Source organism: Devosia riboflavina (assembly GCF_000743575.1).
Taxonomy (GTDB): domain Bacteria; phylum Pseudomonadota; class Alphaproteobacteria; order Rhizobiales; family Devosiaceae; genus Devosia; species Devosia riboflavina.
In genome coordinates, this window is the sequence record NZ_JQGC01000011.1 from 51,567 (window position 1) to 73,431 (window position 21,865).

Annotated in this window: 20 protein-coding genes and 1 tRNA gene; 11 read left to right on the top strand and 10 right to left on the bottom strand. The window is 61.8% G+C overall.

Features of this window, described 5'->3' with window-relative positions:
• Window positions 1-130: 130 nt before the first annotated feature.
• Window positions 131-667: a dihydrofolate reductase family protein gene (locus JP75_RS12945; RefSeq protein ID WP_035083611.1), complete on the top strand. Its 537-nt coding sequence runs from the start codon at window positions 131-133 to the stop codon at window positions 665-667.
• Here the strand turns inward: JP75_RS12945 and JP75_RS12950 are convergent.
• The 3 genes from JP75_RS12950 to JP75_RS25310 are packed head-to-tail and all read right to left on the bottom strand — an operon-like array spanning window position 664 to window position 2,323.
• A complete protein-coding gene (locus JP75_RS12950; RefSeq protein WP_035083613.1) occupies window positions 664-1,629 on the bottom strand; it encodes a DMT family transporter in 966 nt (321 codons plus the stop codon). The two genes, JP75_RS12945 and JP75_RS12950, sit on opposite strands and share 4 nt — an antisense overlap.
• Before the next feature lie 28 nt (window positions 1,630-1,657).
• Window positions 1,658-1,912, bottom strand: coding sequence for a hypothetical protein (locus tag JP75_RS12955; protein WP_035083615.1), 255 nt, complete (start codon window positions 1,910-1,912; stop codon window positions 1,658-1,660).
• A 54-nt stretch (window positions 1,913-1,966) separates the two neighbouring features.
• Entirely contained in the window at window positions 1,967-2,323 is a 357-nt protein-coding gene (locus JP75_RS25310) for a DUF427 domain-containing protein (RefSeq protein WP_051960675.1), read from the bottom strand.
• Window positions 2,324-2,506: 183 nt separating this feature from the next.
• On the opposite strand from JP75_RS25310, the gene JP75_RS12965 reads away from it, so the two are divergent.
• The 3 genes from JP75_RS12965 to JP75_RS25315 all read left to right on the top strand — a co-directional run bounded on the left by JP75_RS12965 (window position 2,507) and on the right by JP75_RS25315 (window position 5,530).
• The gene (locus JP75_RS12965; RefSeq protein ID WP_035083617.1) at window positions 2,507-2,797 is read left to right on the top strand and encodes a co-chaperone GroES; all 291 of its coding nucleotides are present in this window, start codon (window positions 2,507-2,509) and stop codon (window positions 2,795-2,797) included.
• 47 nt (window positions 2,798-2,844) lie between these two features.
• Window positions 2,845-4,485, top strand: a complete 1,641-nt coding sequence (gene groL / locus JP75_RS12970) for a chaperonin GroEL (RefSeq protein WP_035083618.1) — start codon at window positions 2,845-2,847, stop codon at window positions 4,483-4,485.
• A gap of 187 nt (window positions 4,486-4,672) precedes the next feature.
• A complete protein-coding gene (locus JP75_RS25315) occupies window positions 4,673-5,530 on the top strand; it encodes an SEL1-like repeat protein (RefSeq protein WP_051960676.1) in 858 nt (285 codons plus the stop codon).
• Here the strand turns inward: JP75_RS25315 and JP75_RS12980 are convergent.
• The 5 genes from JP75_RS12980 to JP75_RS13000 all read right to left on the bottom strand — a co-directional run bounded on the left by JP75_RS12980 (window position 5,527) and on the right by JP75_RS13000 (window position 9,933).
• Window positions 5,527-6,276 (bottom strand): TSUP family transporter, encoded by a 750-nt coding sequence (locus JP75_RS12980; protein ID WP_035083620.1) that lies wholly within the window; start codon window positions 6,274-6,276, stop codon window positions 5,527-5,529. The genes JP75_RS25315 and JP75_RS12980 overlap by 4 nt on opposite strands.
• Before the next feature lie 12 nt (window positions 6,277-6,288).
• On the bottom strand, window positions 6,289-6,993 hold the full coding sequence (hisG, locus tag JP75_RS12985) for an ATP phosphoribosyltransferase (RefSeq protein ID WP_051960677.1): 705 nt from the start codon (window positions 6,991-6,993) through the stop codon (window positions 6,289-6,291).
• Window positions 6,990-8,054, bottom strand: coding sequence for an ATP phosphoribosyltransferase regulatory subunit (locus JP75_RS12990; RefSeq protein ID WP_084587660.1), 1,065 nt, complete (start codon window positions 8,052-8,054; stop codon window positions 6,990-6,992). The genes hisG and JP75_RS12990 overlap by 4 nt, the downstream gene beginning before the upstream one ends.
• A gap of 25 nt (window positions 8,055-8,079) precedes the next feature.
• Entirely contained in the window at window positions 8,080-9,498 is a 1,419-nt protein-coding gene (gene hisS, locus JP75_RS12995; protein WP_035083624.1) for a histidine--tRNA ligase, read from the bottom strand.
• Window positions 9,499-9,672: 174 nt separating this feature from the next.
• The gene (locus JP75_RS13000) at window positions 9,673-9,933 is read right to left on the bottom strand and encodes a hypothetical protein (RefSeq protein WP_035083626.1); all 261 of its coding nucleotides are present in this window, start codon (window positions 9,931-9,933) and stop codon (window positions 9,673-9,675) included.
• 478 nt (window positions 9,934-10,411) lie between these two features.
• Between JP75_RS13000 and JP75_RS13005 the strand changes: the two genes are divergently transcribed.
• The gene (locus JP75_RS13005) at window positions 10,412-11,041 is read left to right on the top strand and encodes a L,D-transpeptidase (RefSeq protein ID WP_244446312.1); all 630 of its coding nucleotides are present in this window, start codon (window positions 10,412-10,414) and stop codon (window positions 11,039-11,041) included.
• A gap of 49 nt (window positions 11,042-11,090) precedes the next feature.
• Entirely contained in the window at window positions 11,091-13,127 is a 2,037-nt protein-coding gene (locus tag JP75_RS13010; RefSeq protein WP_035083628.1) for a TadE/TadG family type IV pilus assembly protein, read from the top strand.
• A gap of 49 nt (window positions 13,128-13,176) precedes the next feature.
• Here the strand turns inward: JP75_RS13010 and JP75_RS13015 are convergent.
• Window positions 13,177-13,253 (bottom strand) — tRNA-His (locus JP75_RS13015).
• Between the two features lie 303 nt (window positions 13,254-13,556).
• On the opposite strand from JP75_RS13015, the gene JP75_RS13020 reads away from it, so the two are divergent.
• From JP75_RS13020 to JP75_RS13040, 5 genes are all read left to right on the top strand, one after another.
• Entirely contained in the window at window positions 13,557-16,118 is a 2,562-nt protein-coding gene (locus JP75_RS13020; protein ID WP_035083630.1) for a histidine kinase dimerization/phospho-acceptor domain-containing protein, read from the top strand.
• A 131-nt stretch (window positions 16,119-16,249) separates the two neighbouring features.
• Entirely contained in the window at window positions 16,250-17,728 is a 1,479-nt protein-coding gene (locus tag JP75_RS13025) for an ABC transporter substrate-binding protein (RefSeq protein WP_035083631.1), read from the top strand.
• Between the two features lie 192 nt (window positions 17,729-17,920).
• Window positions 17,921-18,871: an ABC transporter permease gene (locus JP75_RS13030; protein ID WP_035083632.1), complete on the top strand. Its 951-nt coding sequence runs from the start codon at window positions 17,921-17,923 to the stop codon at window positions 18,869-18,871.
• A complete protein-coding gene (locus JP75_RS13035) occupies window positions 18,868-19,716 on the top strand; it encodes an ABC transporter permease (RefSeq protein WP_035083633.1) in 849 nt (282 codons plus the stop codon). Before JP75_RS13030 ends, JP75_RS13035 begins: the two co-directional genes overlap by 4 nt.
• The gene (locus tag JP75_RS13040) at window positions 19,703-21,259 is read left to right on the top strand and encodes a dipeptide ABC transporter ATP-binding protein (protein ID WP_035083634.1); all 1,557 of its coding nucleotides are present in this window, start codon (window positions 19,703-19,705) and stop codon (window positions 21,257-21,259) included. Before JP75_RS13035 ends, JP75_RS13040 begins: the two co-directional genes overlap by 14 nt.
• Here JP75_RS13040 and JP75_RS25320 read toward each other — a convergent pair.
• Complete coding sequence (locus JP75_RS25320) at window positions 21,256-21,837, bottom strand: UPF0149 family protein (RefSeq protein WP_051960678.1); 582 nt, start codon at window positions 21,835-21,837, stop codon at window positions 21,256-21,258. The two genes, JP75_RS13040 and JP75_RS25320, sit on opposite strands and share 4 nt — an antisense overlap.
• Window positions 21,838-21,865: the final 28 nt, after the last annotated feature.

Sequence of the window (21,865 nt, forward strand, 5' to 3'; positions counted from 1 at the left end):
GAACGTCCCCTTATTGCATAGCCGCGGATTCGGCGCCTAGGGCCGAACTGAAGCCATAAGGTATTCGCCCCCTCCTGCCATCCCCTGACACGCCGCGCCCCTAAATCTCCTCGATCCACAGGAGAGCCCGATGCCATCGGCCCATGTCTTCATCGCCACCAGTCTCGACGGTTTTATCGCCCGCCGGGATGACGACATCGACTGGCTGACGAGCTTTTCCGCGCTTGGCGAAGACCACGGCTACAATACGCATATCGCAAAGATGGACGGCATCATCATGGGCCGCGGCACCTATGAAAAGGTGCTGACCTTCGACCAGTGGTACTACGAAAAACCAGTCCTGGTCCTCAGCAGCAGCCTCGACCCGGACTCAGTTCCTGACCGCCTCGAGGGCAAGGTGGAAATCGTCAGCGCCACACCTGGAGCCGCCATGGATCTCGCCGCCGCCCGCGGCTGGAACCGCATCTATGCCGATGGCGGAAAACTCATCCAGTCCTTCCTGCGCGCCGGCTTTGTCGAAGACATGATCATCAGCCGCATCCCGATCCTCCTCGGCGACGGCATTCCGCTCTTCGGGCCATTGGAACGGGATATCGGGCTCGAACACATCGAGACCAAATCCTTTCCCTCCGGCCTCGTGCAGTCGCACTATCGCGTCAAACGCTAGGGCGTGTTGGCTTCCTTGGACTTGACCCGATCAAGGCCAAGCCTGTGCTCTCGTAAAATGACGGCGATGCCCGATCCGATGATGATCAGCGCCCCAAGGATCATGGTCAGCGTCGGCACATCGGCGAAAATGAAATAGCCCAGCACGATGGTCAGGATCAGCGACACATATTCGAAGGGCGCGATCACCGACATATCGGCATGCCGATAGGACGAGGTCATCAGCAATTGCCCGATGCCGCCGAAGAACCCGGCCCCGACAAGCAGCGCCGCCTGCTCCGGCGTCGGCCAGATCCAGCCGAAGGGCAGCGTCAACAACGACAGCACGCTGGCGCTGACGAAGAAATAGGTAACGATCGCCTCGGTGCGCTCGGTATGGACGAGATTGCGCACCGCCATCATGGCAAAGGCCGAGAGCACAGCCGCGAGGAACGCGGCCAGCGCGCCCACCGCCTCGGCATCGCCAAGCGCAGCGCCGCCCGAAAACACCGTCAGGCGCGGCCAGAGAATGATGACGACTCCCACGAGCCCGAAAACCACCGCCGTCCAGCGATAGAAATGCACGCGCTCATTGAGCAGCACGGCCGAGAAAATGACGATCAGCAGCGGGGCGGCATAGGAAATCGCCGTCGCCTCGGGCAAAGGCAGGCGCGTCAGCGCGAAGAACCCGAGGCTCATCGAGGCAACGCCGACGAGGCCGCGCAAGATATGGCCAACCGGCCGCTTGGTCGAAAAGGCATTGCCCAGCCGTCCCTTCCAGCCCAGATAGGCCAGAACCGGCAAAAGCGCGAAGAAGGAGCGGAAGAATACCATCTGTCCCGATGGTACCGTCTGGGTCGCCTTGAGCATGGTGGCCATGCCGACGAAGAAGAAGACCGACACCACCTTGAGCATGATGCCGCGCATGGGATTGGTCGCACGCGCGGGAGAAGCCTGGGCAGCAATTTTGTCGGGGGCGGACATGGGACACTATCCGGGCCGGATGACCGGCCTATTTGGACTGGTTTTTTTCCAGCTTCTCTTTGGCGATCCGCGCGGTGGCGAAGGCCTTGTGCTCGGGGCCCACGGCGCTGCCGGTCTTGACGACCTTGCCGTCGGCATCATGGATTTCCCAGTGCCAGTTGGCGTTGGGACCGCTGCCGCCCTTGAGGCGCAGCTTGATCTGGTATGGAGATTGTTCGCTCATGCCCGCCTTATGCAGCACCTCGGCCCACGAAGAAAGCGGAAAGTGGGGCAGCAACAGCACCCCATTCTCCTAATCCGCCCCGCGTTAGTCTCGATGCTAACACTCTGCTAACGACTAGACGTCGGAAACGCTGACTTTGACCCGCTCGCCGCCGAAGGTGATGAGGTCGCGGATCGGCCCATAGGCACCGTCGGCATAAGGATAATACCAGGCTTCATCAGGCCCGTCGGCGGTCAGCGTCTTGATCGTATAATAGTGCGCCTCGCCCTTTCCCGGCTCCTTTTTCCGCGTTTCCGACAGCTCCAGGATACCGGGATGCACAGCCTCGATCGGCACGAAAACCTGCGGTTTCCGCCCGGGCTCTTCGAGCCGCAAAGCCTTGAGCGTGCTCGCGATTTCGCCGTCATCGAAATAGATATGCACGCGTCCGGCAATCGGGCTCACAATGGAAGTCGTCTCGTCGGCGGCCACAACAGCCTCCTTTGTCAGAGGTTCATCTTCCGATGTTAACGCACAAACAAAATCTCCGTTCACCCAACCTTGACTCTCTTAGCGCCGCATCCCTATATCCCCATCACCTTGCTAGCACTCAGCCACTTCGAGTGCTAACAGGCCCGAAATTGCATTCAGAAATGATGCCAAGAGGAAAAAATCATGGGCTTCCGTCCCCTGCATGACCGCGTGGTCGTCCGTCGCGTCGACAGTGAAGAAAAGACCAAGGGCGGGATCATCATCCCCGATACCGCCAAGGAAAAGCCCTCCGAGGGCATCATCGTTTCCGTTGGCCCTGGCGCTCGCGACGAGAACGGCAAGATCAATGCCCTCGACGTCAAGGCCGGCGATCGCGTGCTCTTCGGCAAGTGGAGCGGCACCGAGGTAAAGCTCAACGGCGAAGACCTGATCATCATGAAGGAAAGCGACATCATGGGTATCGTCGAGGCCTAATAGCTTCGGTTTCCCAGTCGTTTAACCCATTCTAAGGAGCGCCTCACATGGCCGCTAAAGAAGTAAAGTTCTCGACCGACGCCCGCGAAAAGATGCTGCGCGGCGTCAATATCCTCGCCAATGCGGTGAAGGTTACACTCGGCCCCAAGGGTCGTAACGTCGTCATCGAAAAGTCCTTCGGCGCTCCGCGCATCACCAAGGACGGCGTCTCGGTTGCCAAGGAAATCGAACTCGAAGACAAGTTCGAAAACCTCGGCGCGCAGCTGCTGCGGTCGGTCGCTTCCAAGACCAATGACATTGCCGGTGACGGCACCACCACTGCGACCGTTCTCGGCCAGGCCATCGTCGTCGAAGGCGTCAAGGCCGTCGCCGCCGGCTTCAACCCGATGGATCTGAAGCGCGGTATTGACCTCGCCGTTGCCGAAGTCGTCGGTTCGCTCAAGGCCTCGGCCAAGAAGATCACCTCCACCTCGGAAATCTCCCAGGTCGGCACGATCTCTGCCAATGGCGAAACTGCCATCGGCGAAATGATCTCCGAAGCCATGCAGAAGGTCGGCAACGAAGGTGTCATCACCGTCGAAGAAGCCAAGACCGCTGAAACCGAACTCGATGTCGTCGAAGGCATGCAGTTCGACCGCGGCTACCTCTCGCCCTATTTCGTCACCAATGCCGAGAAGATGACCGCCGTCCTCGAGGACCCGGTGATCCTGCTGCACGAAAAGAAGCTTTCCAACCTGCAGGCCATCCTGCCGATCCTGGAATCGGTCGTTCAGTCGCAGCGCCCGCTGCTGATCATTGCTGAAGACATCGAAGGCGAAGCTCTTGCTACCCTCGTCGTCAACCGCCTCCGCGGTGGCCTCAAGGTTGCTGCCGTCAAGGCCCCGGGCTTTGGCGACCGCCGCAAGGCCATGCTCGAAGACATCGCCATCCTGACCGGTGGCCAGGTGATCTCCGAAGATCTCGGCATCAAGCTCGAGAACGTGACCATCGACATGCTCGGCACTGCCAAGCGCGTTGAAATCACCAAGGAAAACACCACGATCGTCGACGGTGCCGGTTCGCAGGAAGACATCCAGGGCCGCGTTGGCCAGATCAAGGCACAGATCGAGGAAACCACCTCGGACTACGACCGCGAGAAGCTGCAGGAACGCCTTGCTAAGCTCGCCGGTGGCGTTGCCGTGATCAAGGTCGGTGGTTCGACCGAAGTGGAAGTCAAGGAACGCAAGGACCGTGTTGACGACGCTCTGAACGCGACCCGCGCTGCCGTTGAAGAAGGCATCGTGCCGGGTGGTGGCGTTGCCCTCCTCCGCGCCGCTGCTGCCATCACCGTCAAGGGTGCAAACGCTGACCAGGAAGCCGGTATCTCGATCGTTCGCCGCGCTCTTCAGGAACCGGTCCGTACCATTGCAAACAATGCTGGTGCCGAAGGCTCCGTCGTTGTCGGCAAGATCCTCGAGAACTCTTCGGCTTCGTTCGGCTACAACGCCGCGACCGGTGAATATGGCGACCTCGTTGCCCTGGGCGTCATCGACCCGGTCAAGGTCGTCCGCACCGCTCTCGAAGACGCTGCCTCGGTTGCATCGCTCCTGATCACCACCGAAGCGACCATCGTCGAAGCCCCCAAGGACGCAGCACCGGCAATGCCGGGCGGCGGCGGCATGGGCGGCATGGGCGGCATGGACTTCTAAGAAGTCCTACCCAACAGCTTCGAAGCTCGTTTCTTCCCAGTCACGATCTTCGTGGAAAGGCGCGGTGGCAACACCGCGCCTTTTTCTTTTGCCATCAGGTTCCGGGACGCATTTTCACTGCCGAGTGGTTTGACAGAAAAGCCCGCGCCGTTTCATTCTCAGGCATCTAGGGCTTTGGGAGGTTCCGATGCGGTTTCTAGTCATGGCAATTACTCTGCTGGCACTCTTGCTGGGTGGAAGTTCGGCCGCGCTGGCGCAGAAGACGAAAACCAAATCCACAACCGAGCAGAGCCAGACAACCAATCTCGATCCCAATGATCCCGAAGACCTCGACGAGATCGTTGCCGAGGCCGACGCTGCCTATTTCGCCGACAATGGCGGGGATCCCGACTATGCCTATGCTTTCGAGATGTATTCTCTCGCCGCCAATGCAGGCGATGCCTATTCGATGAACCGGCTGGCGCTGATGTATGACCGCGGCGAGCATGTCGACCAGGATTTTTACGAAGCCTTCGACTGGTACATGAAGGCCGCCGAGGCCGGTCTTCCGGCCGCCATGAGCAATGTCGCGAGCATGTATCGCCTGGGCGAAGGCGTGGGCCAGGACTATGACGCGGCCATGGAGTGGTTCCGCAAGGCCGCGGACAACGACTATTCCTATGCGCTTTATGCCATTGGTGAACTTTATCTCGGCGGCCACGGCGTCGCCAAGGACGCGACGGAGGCGGCCGCCTGGTATCAGCGCGCCGCAGATGCCGGCGAGCCCAATGGCCAATGGGCCCTGGCCCTGCGCTATCTCTATGGCGACGGAGTGGCCATGGATTCGCGCAAGGCCGGCGACCTCGCCTATCTGGCGCTCGTCAACGGGCTCGATATCGCTCTCGACGAACTCAAGGAAATCGGCTCGGCCGAGACCTCGCCCAATTTCCGCCGCCGCATCCAGGAATTGCTCAAGAGCGACGGCTTCTACAATGGCACGATCGACGGCAGCTTTGGGCCGCAGACCATGCGCGCCGTGGAAGCCGCATTCGGCAGTGAGCTCTAGGGCCAGACGATCAGCTTGATCGCCATAGCGATGGAAATCACCACGACCAGCGGGCGGATCAGCTTTGCGCCGAAGCGGATGCCGGCATGGGCGCCGACATAGCCGCCGATGATCTGGCCCACTGCCATGCACATCACTGCTGGCCAGACGACGTCGCCGCTGGGAATGAAGATGGTCAGGGCTGCAAGGTTCGACGTCATGTTGAGCAGCTTGGTATTGCCGGCAGCGCGGGTCACGCCGAGACCAAAGAGCAGCACAAAGCCGATGGTGAAGAACGAGCCCGTGCCGGGACCAAAGACACCGTCATAAAAGCCGACGACAAAGCCGAGCAGCGGCACCCATTTGGGAAAGGCAAGACGCGAGGTCCGATCGGCATCCGACAGATTGGGCGCGAAAAGGAAGTAGAGCGCCACGCCGATCAGGGCCACAGGGACGGCGAGATTGAGGAACGTCGTATCGATCTGCTTGACCGTCAGCGCACCGATGAGACTGCCAGCATAGGTGACAGCGATCGACGGGATCAGCGCCTTGAACGAGACAAAGCCTTTCCGCCAATAGGTGTAGGTCGCCATGGCGGTGCCGATGACCGACTGCATCTTGTTGGTGGCAAGGGCCGCGATGGGCGGCAGGCCGGCCGAAAGCAGAGCCGGAACGGTGAGCATGCCGCCACCGCCGGCGACAGCGTCAACGAAGCCCGCGAGAAGGCCGACGCCGCCAAGGGCAATAAGGGTGATGGGATCGAGCATTTGTAGGTCGGACTAGAGCGGTTCAGCGGCAAGCTGAGTGAGAAGAGAATTAAGTTTCTTCTTCTTTTCCCCAGGCCAATCAGCGGTCCTGGAAACGATCAGATTGGCCTCGCTCTTGAGCATCACGCCATCGTCGAGCACACGCAGGCCGTTGGCAGCGAGGGTCGAACCGGTGGAAGTGATATCAACGACGATATCGGCCACGCCCGAGGCCGGTGCAGCCTCAGTGGCACCAAGACTTTCGACAATCCGGTATTCCGCGATACCTGCCCGCGCAAAGTGCTGGCGGGTAATGGTGATGTACTTCGTCGCGATGCGCAACCAGCGCTTGTGGCGGCTGCGGAAGTCCGAGGCGACATCAGCGAGATCATGCAGATGCGTGACGTCGATCCAGGCTTCGGGCACGGCAATGACGACGTCGGCGTGGCCGAATTCGAGTGGACGGGCGAAGTGGACGCTGTCCGGTCCGGTTTCGCTGGTCTCGTGGATGAGATCGCGCCCGGTGACGCCGATATCGATATTGCCGCGGATCAGTTCGCGCGCGATTTCCGAGGCAGGGAAGAAGCGTACGGTGACGTCAGGTTCGCCTTCCATGACGCCGAGATAGGACCGGGCGCCACCGGGACGGGAAATGGTGAGACCGCGGGCGGCGAACCATTCGCGGGTGAGCTCTTCAAGACGCCCCTTGGAGGGCACGGCGAGAGTAATGCCCGTCATGCCGAGACCTCCGCTTCCAAGCGATCGACCCAAAGTGCGCAACCCGAGGCCGCGATGGGCGCGGTGGCGCCAAGACGTTCCAGCAGCCGATCATATTGTCCGCCCGAGGCGAGCACTGCACCGTTCCGACCGGTCATTTCGAAGACGATGCCGGTGTAATAATCGAGGCGCGGCGAAAAACCGGCATCGAAGCTGACCTGCGCTTCGCCGAGCTTGTCGAGATGGCGGCGAATGGCGCGGATGGGAGCACCGAGCATGAGCTTGTGGCTTTCCGCCAAAGCTTCGATCTGGCGCAGGGCCGAGAGCACATCGCCGGAAATGGCGAGATAGTCGCGCAGCAGTTTCAGCGTCTGGGCCGGCACATGGGCGGCATCGAGCGCCTGCTGTTCGAGATAGCGATCGGCGATTTCCTCCGGCGTGCGGCCTTCGGAGAGGCTGAGGCCAGAGGACACCATGCGAGCCGTAACATCTTCGATCAGCACATCGCGCGCGGGCTGCTCCTGCCGCGGCGCGTCGGGCGCAGCTTCGAGCCGCGCCAGCAGGCGTTCCATGGCTTCTGTGTGGCCAAAACGGTGCCGAATGCGGGGGCGCCAGGCGGCCGGCATATCGGCTTGCACCAGCAGCGCTTCGAAAAGGCCAACACCGCCGAGACGAATGCGGGTGGGCAGGCCATAAATGGAGAGGGCGGCCCGAGCGAACGTAAAGACCTGGTCGAGCGCCACTTCGCCATTGGTTTGCGCCAGCAGTTCTATGCCGGCCTGATCGAATTCAGCGGGGCCGGTTTCGCGCTGGCGGAAGATCGGCCCGAGATAAGTAAAGGCCGCGGGCTGGCGCGTACCATCAGCGATGTAATCGCGCACGATGGGCAGGGTGAATTCGGGCCGCAGGCAGTGTTCGGCGCCGGTCAGGTCGGCAGTGAGCAGCAGGCGGCGGCCGAATTCCTCGCCGGCGAGATCGAAATAAGGATCGGCCGGCAAGAGCAGCGGCGGCGTCGCCCGGCAGCCGCCCTGGGCTTCGACAAGGGCTTCGAGCTGGGCCCGTCGCATCGCGGCGTTAGTCATGACTCCAGCCCCCGCCGAAAAAGCATCACTGCTCGCTCAAGAGTTTTTGGATGGCAGAAACCAGGTCTTCGCGCTTGACCTCGAACTGACCGGGGCGTGCGGCCTTCCATTCGGCATTGTCGGTAATGCCTTCTGCCGCCTGCTTGCCGGCCACGAGATCCTTGATCTGCAAAATGCCCTGCTCGCGCTCCTGGCTACCCTCGATGATGACGGCAGGTGCGTTGCGCTTGTCGGCATAGGAGACCTGCTTGCCAAAATTCTTGGTGGAGCCAAGAAACATTTCGGCGCGGATACCGGCTTTTCGCAATTCGGAGACCATGGCCTGGTAGCGAGCCGTCTGGTCCTTGTCCATGACGAGGACGACGACGGGACCAACAGGCTCCTTCGAGCCGAGATTGCCGGTCAGCTTCAGCGCATTGGCGAGACGCGACACGCCAATGGAGAAACCGGTGGCCGGAACAGGTTCGCGGCGGAAGCGGGAGACAAGGCCATCATAACGGCCACCGCCACCGACGGAGCCGAAGACAACATCCTGGCCCTTTTCGTTTTGTACCTTGAAGGTCAGTTCGATCTCGAAGACAGGGCCGGTATAATATTCGAGGCCGCGGACGACGGAGGGGTCGATCTTGATCTTGTCGGTGCCGTAGCCGGCGGCATCAAAGAGCGCCTGCATGGTATTAAGTTCGGCAACGCCCTCATTGTCGGCGGGCGGCTTGCCGGCGACATAGTCGAGCACCACGGCGGCCTGCGCATCGGTGAGACCGGCGCCCTTGGTGAAGTCGCCGCTTTCGTCCTTGCGGCCGGCGCCAAGCAGCAGTTTGACGCCTTCAGGGCCGAACTTGTCGAGCTTGTCGACGGCGCGGAGCACACTCAGCTTCTGTTCGTCCGAGGTCACGCCGGCCGCTTCAAGCACGCCGTCGAGCACCTTGCGATTGTTGACGCGCACGACATATTTGCCGCCGAGCCCCAGCGCATCCATGACGTCGGCCATCATCATGCACATTTCAGCGTCGGCTTCGGCGCCTGGTGCACCGACCGTGTCGGCGTCGAACTGCATGAACTGGCGGAAACGGCCCGGGCCGGGCTTTTCGTTGCGGAACACATAGCCCTGCCGATACGAGCGATAGGGCTTTGGCAGCGTCTCGAAATTCTCGGCAAAATAGCGGGCGAGCGGCGCTGTGAGATCGTAGCGCAGGCTCATCCACTGCTCATCATCGTCCTGCAGCGAGAAGACGCCGGCATTGGGCCGGTCTGTATCGGGCAGGAATTTGCCGAGTGTTTCAGTGAATTCGAACAGCGGGGTTTCGACGGGGTCGAAGCCATAGCGCTCATAAACCCTACGGATCGTCTCGATCATCTGGCCGACAGCAGCGATATCGCCGGGCGTGCGGTCTTCAAAACCGCGCGGCAGGCGGGGGTTTATCAGCTTGGTCTTTTCGGTCATCGGAACAACTCTGGGAGGCGGGCGCAGGCTAAGGTTTCGCGCACTGCGGAGCGCACAAAGACCTTTCCCCCTTCGGGACCCCTGCTCTAGCCCATCGGTTTTGGGGAAACAACAGGTTGGACAGCTATTGGTGGGCTGGCAGCGGCCGGGGAGGTCCCCGGCCGCCAAGGGCGCTCACGTCAGCCTCCGGCCTTTTCGATGCGGAATCAGAGAGGCCGTAGGAATGGTGTGCCACTGGATGGGTTCTGCGACCGGCGGCAGGCCGACATCTTCCCGCAGGTAAGCGGGCAGTTCGGACGGCACGCGGGGCCGGTTCCACCAGGCGCCGAGTGCTGCGGCCAGCACCGGCACGAGACCGCGCTGGTGCACGGCATCGGCGATGGAGAATTCAAGGCGCAGCACGACGCTGCGCTCGGAAAGCGCGTTTGGAGACATCTTTTGCTCCGGCAAGGGGCAACCCTGCCGGCCTCATTGGTTATGAAGGAAGGAAAAAAGCGGAGAACGGACGCAATACGAGTCGGTCTACGCTTCAGCAGGAGTTGGACGATCCGCGGGCAAAGAACCCGGAAGACTTACCGAAGGCTGGATCAGCCTTGTACCGGACCTCGGTTGGTACGGGTAAGATGATGCCAATTCCCCGAATGGCGGACAAACATGGCTTTCATGTAAAGTGCCTCCCTCGGTTGGCAGATGCGGACATTGGGCTTCTAGATCGCGCGTCCGTGATCGGCAAGCGCAAAGTGGGACAGTCTGTCGCAGGCCGCAGTCGTGTTGCTTCGGAGCAACAGAACGGGCCGAGGCCTTAACCGCCTGCTAACTCTCATTTCTATCCCTTCCTTTACCATGCCGATTGACCGGTCCTTGGGGCTTCATGGGCACAATTGGCCGCGGTGCCAAAGGGAGCTCGATGGTCATGGTCAAGACAATGCGGTTGGTTGGTCTGGGTTTTGCGGTGGCGGCGATGATGCTGTCCCAGGTCGCGCCCGGCTTTGCAGATTCCCGTTTCCAGCCCGGCTGGCGCTTTGCGCCGCCGCCCGGCATCACGCTGACCAATCAACGTCCGCGCCACGCGCTGGCGCTGCAGGCCAGTGGCCAGGTGCAGCCTCTTTATCTGCGGCAGGTAGTTTCCTATCCGACCGGTGAGCGCTCCGGCACGATCGTCGTCGATACCTCGTCGCACTTCCTCTATTTCGTCCTTGGCGACGGGCGGGCGCTGCGCTACGGCATCGGCGTTGCCCGCGATGGCTTTGAATGGAGCGGCACCCATCGCGTCTCGCGAAAAGCCGAATGGCCAGGCTGGACGCCGCCGGCCGAAATGCGCAAGCGCCAGCCGGGCCTGCCGGCGCATATGGAAGGCGGCCCCAACAATCCACTCGGCGCCCGCGCGCTTTATCTCGGCTCGACCCTTTATCGCATCCACGGCACCAACGAGCCCTGGAGCATCGGGCAGAACGTTTCCTCCGGCTGCATCCGCATGACCAACGAAGACGTGATCGATCTCTACGGTCGTGTGCAATTGAACACAAAAGTGGTGGTTCTTTAGCAAGGATTTGGCGGCAAAACTGCGAGCACCCGACTGAGGGAGCTGTCGCATGGCGTCAAAACTGACTTTTCTCTCACCCTTCCGGCGCTTTTTGGCCGACGAGCGTGGCGCCTTTGCCGTCATGTTCGGCGTCATGGCGATCGTTCTCGTCGCGCTTGGCGGCGCAGTGGTCGACTATGTCACCCTCGAACAGGGCCGCAACCGGGCCCAGCTCGCGCTTGACGCAGCAGCGCTGGCCCTGCAGCCGCGCGTTTTCGAGGACGATTTCGATCAGGCGGAAGTTCAAGAACTGGCGCAGGCCTTCCTCAACGAACGCATTGGGCGCAGCGACGTCGTTGCGGAGATTGTGACGACCCGCGGCAATGAAGAGGAAGGGTCGCTCTATTTTCAGGCGCGCATTAAGGTCCCTACGATCTTTGTCGCCTTGGTCGGCGTGCCGGAACTCGACGCCGCAATCGAATCGGAAGCAACGCGCAAGAAGCTGGCGCTCGAAGTGGTCATGGTGCTCGATAATTCGGGCTCGATGAAAGACTATGACCGCATGAAATATTTGAAGCTGGCGGCGCAATGCGCGGCCAATACGCTCTTCTATGACGAGGTCGTGGACGATCCCGACGATCCCAACACCTGCATTCCAGCCGAGAATGCGCAGCTGGTCGAAAACGTGAAGATCGGCATTGTCCCATTTACGATGTTCGTCAACGTAGGCAACAGCAACAAGAATGCTGCCTGGCTGGACACGACGGGTGCCTCCTCATTGCACTACGACAATTTCGACAACGACGATGACGAAACACGGCTGATCCTGAGCTATCCAAGCACATCGCCGCAATATCAGTTCCCTTCCCGCATGCAGCTGTTTGCCGCTACCGGTCAGGCATGGCGCGGCTGTGTGGAGGCGCGCCCGCATACCAAATCCGGCACGCTGTCGACCGCATATCTCGACACTGATGACACCGCACCGGCAGGTGGCGACACACTTTTTGTACCGCTGTTCTCGCCCGACCTCGTCAACGGAGTTGGCGGCAACAACTACGTGGCCGACAGCCCTGCCATCTGCGATCGTCCCGCCTATAGCAACACAACGTGCCAACAGGCGCAAAGGCGTACCGGCTGCAACGCCTCAATGAACAATAACAACTGTACAACTCAAACCGCGCAGGATCCTGTGCCGGTAGGACCCACCGACTTCTACAGCGATCTGGCATACACCAGGGGCTTTTATGGTGCTCACGCCCCCTCCTGCAGTTGCCGCACCTGGAGCTCGTGGACGTCATACACTCAGGTCGATACATCGACCGGTAGCAACCGCACGTTCCAGCGCACGCGCAATTGCGTTGGCGGTGGCTATGTACCGACAGGCCTCAGCAATCGCGAGTTGCAGGAGCGCGTCTGCAAGTACTATGCGGGCTACACTTCTACAGCGTTCTCCAGCGGACCAAATGCGGACTGCACGCGAACACCTATCCTGCCTTTGACGAGCAACCCGGCTGATGTCGAAGCCACCATCGAAAACATGACGGCAGAAGGCGGCACGAATATCCACGAGGGTACGGTCTGGGGTTTTAGGGCGCTTTCGCCCGGCGCACCATTTACCGAAGGCGCTCCATATGAGGAGGCAACTTCAAAGGTCTTGATCATTATGACCGACGGGGAAAACACCGCATACAATCTCAGCAACTACTGCGGCGACACCATGCGCTCGATGAACGGCAACTGCTACAATTCTGCCTATGGGTTTCCTTACAACTCGGGCAATACCAATGCCGCATCGACAAGCGGAGGCAATATCCAGCGCATGGGACCTCTTGGCACTGCCAACGCCAATCTGGTCACGGAGATGAACACGCGAACGTCCCAGGCCTGCGCTAACGCCAAAGACCCCGCGACCGCCGGGATTGCCATTTACACAATCGGATTGTCGACTGACTTTGTGAGTCAGAGCACACCGGCGACGGTACGGGCAATGCTAACCGCCTGCGCCAGTTCGTCCAACCATGCGAAATTCCCGGAGAACCCTTCAGAACTTAAGGCAGTGTTTGCCGGAATCGCCAACGAACTCTCCGCACTCCGCCTCGCCCTGTAACCACAGGCGTAAGGCGAGTGTAGAGACCGTTCAAATTTTGGGGGGAAGGTGGTACCGCCTCCCCGGATCGAACGGGGGACCTCTAGATCCACAATCTAGCGCTCTAACCAACTGAGCTAAGGCGGCATATCGCAGTGGCGCCACAGGTGGCTGCCGAAAGCGGGCGGAACATAGGTCGAGATCGTCACAATGACAAGCACCGATTTTGCCCCTGTGGACAGATACGAAGGAGCGCGCCTTCAACCAATTGCAGTGGGGCTTGTGACCATTCCTTAGGACCTCGCATTTAACCATGGCGACGATTGAATGGGCGGGATGCGTGCCACGGGCTGGATTCGTTTTCAGCGGCGCGATAATGAAGAACACTTAAAGAACTCTCGAAAATTGTGCCGATCTGGCACAATCACAAATGGCCTCAAAACGCTGTCTATGAATGCCGAGTGGACCACATCGCCGAATGCCCGCCGGGTGCTGCAGCACGCGCAAGACGCGCGGCCGGCCTGGCTATGGTCGCAGGATGGTCAACGCCTGATCTGGTCGAACCCGGCGGCCGCCCTGTTTCTGGGCAAACTCAAGAAAAGCGGGTTGAGGCTGGCCCCGCTCGCCGTGCCGCTCAAGGGCCAGGTGGCGCGCACCATCAGGCTTGGGTCGCCCGGTCGCACGAGCCTGGCGCGGATCCAGTTCAATGCCGGCGACAAGCCGGCCTCGGCGACCTGTGCCACGACACCTCTGGTGCTCGAAGGCGAGGAAACCTGGCTGCTTATCGTTTCGGTCGATCCCATCGACCCCGAAATTCTCGCCGCCTCCGGCGCCTCGCAGGGTCGTGCGGCAGAAGAAGCCCCGTCGTCCGAACTGGCGACAACGGCTGACGAACCGGCTGCGCAACAAGACGATGTTGTCCAGCAGCCCGCCGCGGCTCCAGAAGAACCCCAGGTGCTCGAAGCTACTCCTGAAGCCGACAGCGCAGGCGAGCCGGAAGACGAACTCCCCAGCGCCACGCAGACCGCCATCGCGGCCGATGATTCCTATGCCCGCGAACTGCACGATTGGCAGGATGCGGACCCGGAAACGGTCTATGCGCCGGCCGAGGAGCCGGCGGTTTTCACCGATGAGGTGGATACTTCGGACCTCGACGAAGAAGACCAACCGACGCAAACCGAGCCTACATCTGCCGAAGAGAGCGGCGAACGCCCGCTTTTCCGCAGCCTCAGCGCATTGGTGGACCGTCTCGCGGCCGACGAAGACCTTTATACCCCGCTCAATGAAGCGGATGACGAGGTTCCGTTCTCGCCTGCGCCCGAGGAATCTGCGCGGCCAGACGAAGCTCCCCCGCGCCTCTTCAAGATCACCGGCCGCAGTTTCCGCGCCAGCGCGGCCCCCCCGCTGCTCGAAGAGCGACCGGAGGACGATTCGCTCTTCCCGGCGGGAACCGAACCAGAAATCGCCCATGACCTGGTCGAGCGCGTGTCGCGCTACAATTTCGACGAGTTGTCGCGCATTCTCAATGACCGCGTGGGCCTCCAAGGAACGACGCAACCCGCTGTGACCGCCACGACCGAAACCGGCTCAGAAAAGCCCGGCGGTTCGCTCGTCAGCCTCAGCGGCGAGACGCTGGTGCTCAATCGCCTGCCGCTCGGCATTCTGGTGTTCCGCGACCAGCAGATCCTCTTTGCCAACCGCGCCATTACTGAAATGGTGGGCTACGAATCCGTCGAAGCCTTGCGCCTCGCTGGCCTCACGGCGATTTTCCCGGCGAGCAATGGCGATCAGGACGCCGGTCCGGTCAATCACCTCGTGCAGCGCGATGGCACGCTGGTGCCGGTCACGGCTCGCCTGCAATCGACCTCCTGGCAGGGCCGCCCGGCGCTGATGCTTTCGGCCAGCACGACCGAAGTGCGTACCGGCCACGAAGACGCCGTCCGCGCCTTTGCCCAGGCTTTTGCGGAACTGCGCGGCGATGGTTTTGTGGAACTGAGCCGCACCGGTGTGGTCCGGCTGGCCGATTCCTCGGCCTCGGCAGCCCTCGGCGCGGGCAGCACTATTTTGGGAAAACCGCTCTCGGCGCTGATTTCCTCCGAGGATGGTTTTGCCCTGCGCGGCTTCCTCGAACGCCCGGGGCGCTTCGCCGAGACGGAACGTCCGGCCGTCATCCTGCGCTCCGAGGACAACAAATCGGAAATCGTCCTTTTCGCCCAGGGTCAGGCCGGCATTGTCAGCGGCTATTTCGCCATGGTGCGGCCGCGCAATATCGCGCCGCGCCGCGCCCTTGGCACGCCCGATGCCGATCCGGCGCTGCTCGCCCGCATTGGGCGGGGTGTCAGGCGACCGCTCAACACCATAATCGGCTTTGCCGAACTGCTGCGCAGCAAGGCCTTTGGCGAGCTCGGCGACGAGCGCTACGAAGCCTATGCCGAGGATATTGCCGCAGCCGGCAATGATATCGCGGCGCTGGTCGACGAACTCGAGGACTATGCGCGCTTGCGTGAGGGAAAATATCTCGCCGAGCGTGCCAGCCTCGACCTGACAGAACTCCTCGAAACCTGCGTGCTGCGCATTCGTAACCAGGCCAATGCCGGGCGGATCATCGTGCGCAATGCCATTTCCGAGACGCTGCCGCGGGTAACAGCCGATCGGGCGTCGCTGGCGCAGGCCGTGCTTAACCTCCTCGCCAGCGCCATCGACCAGAGCCCGGTGGGCAGCACGGTCGTCATTTCGGCGCAGTTGCTCGATGATGGCGGCATTGCCATTCATGTACGCGACAATTCCAATCACGCGGTGGATATGGCCGAGCGCTTCGTCGTGTTCCGCGATGGCCTGAGCAAATCCGGACAGGCGCTCGCGCCGGTTCGCTCCAGCGTCGGCCTGGCGCTAACCCGCTCGCTCCTCGCGGTCAATGCGGTCTCGCTTTCGGTTGATCCGGCGGGTGAAAATGGCGTGCTGTTTTCGCTCCGCATCCCGGCCGATCTCGTGGACAATCTCCCGGCCGACTAACCCCAGGTCATTCTTCCCAACGGAAATGCCGATAGGCGAAAAGTTTAACGCCCAATGCGGGTGCGCCAACGCGCAACTTTGCCTATACCTAGTGAAAGGCGCGGAGCCGCGCCGACCTCTGGGAGACAGATATGAGAGTGACCAAGTCTTTCGCGCTGGCCAGTGCCGGTTTGCTATTGGCCACCAGCCTTGCCTTTGCGCAATCGACCGAAATTCGCGTCGGTGCGCCGCTGGAGCCGCCAGCGCTCGACCCGACGGCCGGCGCTGCCGAGGCCATCGACGTGGTGGTCTATCAAAATGTCTTCGAGGGCCTAACACGCATCGACCAGACTGGCGCAGTACAACCCGGTCTCGCGTCCGAATGGACCGTCAGCGACGATGGGCTCACCTATCGCTTCACGCTCCATGACGGTGTCACCTTCCACGATGGCACCGCGTTCGATGCGGAGGACGTGAAGTTCACCTTCGAGCGCATCTTGGCCGAAGACAGCGTCAATGCGCAGAAGGCGCTTTATGAGGCTATTTCGGCGGTGACCGTGGTCGATCCGCTGACGGTGGAAATCACCTTGTCGCGCCCCGATGGCCTGTTCCTCTTCAATATCGGTCGCGGCGATGCCGTCATCGTGGCGCCGGAAAGCGCCGCCAACAATGCGACCGACCCGATCGGCACCGGCCCCTTCGCCTTCGTGCAGTGGGACCGCGGCAGCCGGGTCATTCTCGAACAATATGGCCCCTATTGGGGTGAAAAGCCGGCGCTGACCAAGGCAACCTATGTGTTCATCGGCGATACCGCCACGATGACCAATGCCCTGCTCGCCGGCGATGTCGACGGCACCTACAACTTTGCTGCCGAAGCCCTGCCGGTCTTTGACGGCAACCCGCAGTTCAAGGTGCTTGTCGGTTCGACCGAAGGCGAAACGATCCTTTCGACCAACAATGCCAAATCGCCCTTCGACAAGCTCGAAGTGCGCCAGGCCATGGCTCATGCGATCAATCGCCAGGAAATCATCGATGGCGCGACCTATGGCTATGGCGTGCCAATCGGCAGCCATTTTGCCCCGCACCATCCCTATTACATCGACCTGACCAATACCTATCCCTATGACCTCGACAAGGCGCGGGAACTGTTGGCCACAGCCGGCTATCCCGACGGCTTTTCGGCGACGCTAAAGCTGCCGCCGGTCAATTATGCCCGCGTTTCCGGCCAGATCATTGCCAGCGAGTTTGCCAAGGTGGGCATCAAGCTAGAACTCATCAACATGGAATGGGCGCAGTGGCTGGAAGATGTCTTTGCCAACAAGGACTTCGACCTGACCATCATCAGCCATGTAGAACCCTTCGACATTGGCATCTATGCCAATCCCGACTACTATTTTGGCTACAACAGTCCCGAAGTGCAGGCCCTCAACGAGACGCTCAATGCCACGACCGACGAGGCCAAGCGCAAGGAGCTGGCACAAGAGATGCAGACCATCATCGCCAAGGATGCGGTCAACGGCTTCCTCTTCGAGCTCGCCCAGACGGGCGTCTGGAACGCCAAGCTCGAAGGCATGTGGCAGAACGCGCCCGTCGAAGGCGTGGTGCTGCGCGACGTTCATTGGGTTGAGTGAAGACATTTCTGTCGGCAAAAATCCGACTGTTTCCGGCCTGCCGACACCCCCTCCCAACCTCCCCCGTCTAGGGGGAGGTGCAGATGGAGTTTGGGGCACTACCTCTGCCAAAGCCGCTGAACCGGCACCCTCCCCCCCGCGGGGAGGGTTGGGGAGGGGGGCGGGAGCCAGGACACAAGGGGCCGGCGCCCCATGACCCTCTACATCCTCCGCCGCATCCTCGGCTTCCTCGTCACGCTCCTCATCGCCGCCGCGGTGATCTTCCTCCTGCTTGACCTCCTCCCCGGCGATCCCGCGCGCTTCATTCTCGGCATCAATGCCACGCCCGAAGCCGTCGCCGCCCTGCGCCTGCAGATGGGCCTCGACGATCCGGCCATCGTCCGCTTCAGCAACTGGCTTTTCGGCATGCTGCGCGGCGATTTTGGGCTGTCTCAGACGCAAAAGCTGCCCGTTGCCGGCCTCATCGCCGACCGCATGGCCGTCACCCTGCCGCTGACCATCGTCGCCATGATCATCTCCGTCGCCATCGGCCTACCGCTCGGCATTCTGGCTGCGCGGCATCGCGGCAAGCTCGTCGACACCGCGCTCATGATCCTGGCCCAGACTGGCGTCGCCATACCCAATTTCTGGTTTGGCATGCTGCTCACCTTGCTCTTCGCCGTCACTCTGCGCTGGTTGCCGCCGGGCGGCTTTACGCCGTGGAATGAAGACGCCTGGGCCTCGTTGCGCGGCCTCGTGCTCCCGAGCCTCGCGCTTGCCCTGCCCCAGGCGGCCATTCTCGCCCGCGTGATGCGGACGGCGCTGGTCGATGTTTCCACGCAGGATTTCATCCGCACCGCCCGCGCCAAGGGCATGACCTTTGGCGAGGCCCTGTGGCGCCATGGCGTGCGCAATGCGCTGTTGCCAGTACTAACCATTCTCGGCCTGCAATTCGCCTTCCTCATCGCCGGCACAATTATCGTCGAAAACGTCTTCTACCTGCCCGGCCTCGGACGCCTGATCTTTACCGCCATTTCCGAACGAGACCTGGTGCTGGTGCGCAGCGCCACGATCATTCTCGTGCTCGTCGTCAGCTTCACCATGCTGGTCGTCGATCTCGCATACGGCCTCGTCGATCCGCGTATCAGGGAGCGGCGGGCATGAACTGGCGCAGCCTTCTAAAACACCCCGGCCTCGTCATCGGGCTTACTGCCACGGCGCTTTTCGCACTATTGGCGCTGCTCTCGCTCGTCTGGACGCCCTACCCTATCGCCGACATCTCAATCGCCCGGCGCTTTGCGACGCCGGGGCCTGAGCATTGGCTGGGCACCGACCAGCTCGGCCGCGACATGCTTTCGCTGATCATGTCGGGCACGCTGACGAGTTTTACGGTGGGCGCCATGGCCGTGCTCATCGGAGCGGGCATCGGCGTGCCTCTGGGGCTTGCAGCGGCCATCTATGGCGGGCCGGTCGAATGGGTCGTGCTGCGTTTCTCCGACCTCGCCTTTGCCTTCCCTGCCGTTGTGATCGCCATTCTGATCGCCACGCTGATGGGGCCCGGCGCCAGCAACGCAGTGATCGCCATCGGCATTTTCAATGTGCCGGTCTTTGCGCAAGTGGCGCGCGGTGGCGCCCTGGCGATTTCGACGCTGGATTTCGTGGCTGCTGCACGGCTGGCGGGGCTCAGCAAGCCGATGATCGCGTTGCGGCACCTGCTGCCCAACATTGCGAGCCTCATCATCGTGCAGGGCACGATCCAGCTCTCGCTCGGCATTCTGGCTGAGGCTGGGCTTTCCTATATCGGTCTCGGCACGCAGCCGCCGGCCACGAGCCTAGGGCTGATGCTCCGCGATGCGCAGAGCCTCTTTCTGATTCATCCCTGGCTCAGCCTCGCGCCGGGGCTCGCCATCGTCGTGATCGTGATCGCGCTCAACATTGCCGGGGACGGACTTCGCGACGCACTCGACCCGCGTCTGCGCAATCGGGGATTGGCCAATGTCGCTGGTTGATATCCAAAATCTGACGATCAGCTTTGGCGGAAAGGCAGCCGTTTCCGATCTGTCCCTGAAGATCAACAAAGGCGAGCGCTTTGGCGTCATTGGCGAGAGCGGCTCGGGCAAATCGCTGACCGCCTTGGCCATCACCGGCCTGCTTCCGGACAATGCCGAAGTTTCCGGCACCATTGGCCTTGATGGAGCTCCCCTGCCCGACGATGAAAAGGCCATGGCACGGCTGCGTGGGCAGCGGATCGGCATGGTCTTTCAGGAGCCGATGACGGCGCTCAATCCGCTGATGCGGGTCGGCGATCAGATCGAGGAGGCAACCAGGCTGACCGGTCATGAGGGGGACAGCGCTATCGCCGGCCTTCTCACCGAAGTCGGGCTCGAAGCACGACATGCCGAGCGCTTTCCGCATCAGCTTTCGGGCGGGCAGCGCCAGCGGGTGATGATCGCCATGGCGCTGGCAAGCGCGCCGGACCTGATGATTGCCGATGAACCGACCTCTGCGCTCGATGTTATCACCCAGCGCATGGTGCTCGATCTCATCCGCGAGATTTGCGACCGGCGGCAGATGACGCTGATCTTTATCAGCCACGATATGCGCGCGGTTGCCGCACTGTGCGACCGGATTGCCGTGCTACGCGGCGGCAAGCTAATCGAAACGGGGCCCGTGAAGGACGTCCTCTCCCGCCCGGCCGACGCCTACACGCAAAAACTCGTTGCCGCGACCCGCATGGCGGCGCGGCAGGGCGAGCCGCATGTAGCCGATAAGATTCTGCTGGAGGTCGACCAACTGACGCGGGCCTTTTCGCAGGGCGGCTTCTGGCGTTGGGGGCAGCAGCCGCTGCTGGCAGTGAACAATGTCAGCCTCAGCGTTTCAGCCGGGGAATGCCTGGCGCTGGTTGGTCCCTCCGGCTGCGGCAAGACCACACTCGCGCGCATGATTGTCGGGCTCGATAGCGCGACATCGGGACAGATGCGGTTTGAAGGTACGGCCTACCGCGGCAGCGACCTGCCACCGACTCGCCGTGCTGATCTCTCGCTGGTGTTCCAGGACCCGTTCGGCAGCTTCAATCCGCGGCTGAGCGTAGCCCAATCACTCGGCGAGCCCCTGCGGCTCATGCCGGGCCTCGATCCCATGGAGCGCGAGCAGCGGCTGGTCGATGCGATCGAATCGGTGGGACTCGATCGCGCCATGCTGGCGCGCTTCCCTCACGAGTTTTCCGGCGGTCAGCGGCAGCGCCTTGCCATTGCCCGCGCCCTCGTCACGCGCCCTAGCCTCGTCGTCCTCGACGAGCCGGTTTCAGCGCTCGATGTCTCGGTGCGTGGCGATGTGCTCGACCTTCTGGCGCGGCTGCAGAACCAGTTTGGTCTCACCTACATCATCATCAGCCATGACCTCGACATGGTCGCGGCCATGGCCGATCGCGTACTGGTGATGGAAGCGGGAAAAATCGTCGAAGAGGGCAAGCCTGCTGCCCTCTTCGCTGCGCCACAGCATCGGCTGACCAAGGCCCTCATGGAGGCCCGCCTGCCTGACGTCGCGGCCTAATCGGCCTTGTGCACCTGGTGCAGCAGCACGGCCGAAATGGCGAGGTTTTCGGGCATGGCTTCCATGACCTCGTCATACTCGGCCCACTCTTCCTCGCCTGCCGTATCGTCGGGGCGGGTATCGGGGGAGGACAACATCAGGCCTGAAGCGAGCAGCATGGCCGCTTCACCACGGGCGTCGTCGCTGGTTTCGCGCAGGAATTCGTCCCAATAATCGAAGCGCATCAGCATGGCCTGCTGGAAGCCGGCGATCCAGACCTGCCAGACCACCTCGTCGGTTTCCTCGTCGACCTCGTAGAGCGGCGCATATTCGCCGCTGGCAAGCTCCTGCTCGATCTCGGCGAGGCGCGCGACCACGAGCGTTTCCAGCTCGGCTGTACCGGGCTTTGCCTCGCCGCGTTCGTCGGCCAGCCAGTCGAAGGGCCACCATTCTTCCTTTGCAATCGGTTCGGGACCGACCGCGAGGCAGCACAGGAACCCGTCGAGTTCGGAGAGCAGCATGGCATCGTCGCCGGCCTCGGCCAGAAGGTCTTCGAGCCGAACCAGGGATTCCGGCAGGTCGGTGAGTTCAGAGGTCATGGCAGTTCCGGTCCGCATCGCAGGGAAG

Bases quoted from the DNA above. Each gene is read 5' to 3' on its own strand.
- JP75_RS12945 (WP_035083611.1), top strand. From the start codon at position 131: ATGCCATCGGCCCATGTCTTCATCGCCACCAGTCTCGACGGTTTTATC.
- JP75_RS12950 (WP_035083613.1), bottom strand. From the start codon at position 1,629: ATGTCCGCCCCCGACAAAATTGCTGCCCAGGCTTCTCCCGCGCGTGCG.
- JP75_RS12965 (WP_035083617.1), top strand. From the start codon at position 2,507: ATGGGCTTCCGTCCCCTGCATGACCGCGTGGTCGTCCGTCGCGTCGAC.
- groL (WP_035083618.1), top strand. From the start codon at position 2,845: ATGGCCGCTAAAGAAGTAAAGTTCTCGACCGACGCCCGCGAAAAGATG.
- JP75_RS25315 (WP_051960676.1), top strand. From the start codon at position 4,673: ATGCGGTTTCTAGTCATGGCAATTACTCTGCTGGCACTCTTGCTGGGT.
- JP75_RS12980 (WP_035083620.1), bottom strand. From the start codon at position 6,276: ATGCTCGATCCCATCACCCTTATTGCCCTTGGCGGCGTCGGCCTTCTC.
- hisG (WP_051960677.1), bottom strand. From the start codon at position 6,993: ATGACGGGCATTACTCTCGCCGTGCCCTCCAAGGGGCGTCTTGAAGAG.
- JP75_RS12990 (WP_084587660.1), bottom strand. From the start codon at position 8,054: ATGACTAACGCCGCGATGCGACGGGCCCAGCTCGAAGCCCTTGTCGAA.
- hisS (WP_035083624.1), bottom strand. From the start codon at position 9,498: ATGACCGAAAAGACCAAGCTGATAAACCCCCGCCTGCCGCGCGGTTTT.
- JP75_RS13000 (WP_035083626.1), bottom strand. From the start codon at position 9,933: ATGTCTCCAAACGCGCTTTCCGAGCGCAGCGTCGTGCTGCGCCTTGAA.
- JP75_RS13005 (WP_244446312.1), top strand. From the start codon at position 10,412: ATGGTCAAGACAATGCGGTTGGTTGGTCTGGGTTTTGCGGTGGCGGCG.
- JP75_RS13010 (WP_035083628.1), top strand. From the start codon at position 11,091: ATGGCGTCAAAACTGACTTTTCTCTCACCCTTCCGGCGCTTTTTGGCC.
- JP75_RS13020 (WP_035083630.1), top strand. From the start codon at position 13,557: ATGAATGCCGAGTGGACCACATCGCCGAATGCCCGCCGGGTGCTGCAG.
- JP75_RS13025 (WP_035083631.1), top strand. From the start codon at position 16,250: ATGAGAGTGACCAAGTCTTTCGCGCTGGCCAGTGCCGGTTTGCTATTG.
- JP75_RS13030 (WP_035083632.1), top strand. From the start codon at position 17,921: ATGACCCTCTACATCCTCCGCCGCATCCTCGGCTTCCTCGTCACGCTC.
- JP75_RS13035 (WP_035083633.1), top strand. From the start codon at position 18,868: ATGAACTGGCGCAGCCTTCTAAAACACCCCGGCCTCGTCATCGGGCTT.
- JP75_RS13040 (WP_035083634.1), top strand. From the start codon at position 19,703: ATGTCGCTGGTTGATATCCAAAATCTGACGATCAGCTTTGGCGGAAAG.
- JP75_RS25320 (WP_051960678.1), bottom strand. From the start codon at position 21,837: ATGACCTCTGAACTCACCGACCTGCCGGAATCCCTGGTTCGGCTCGAA.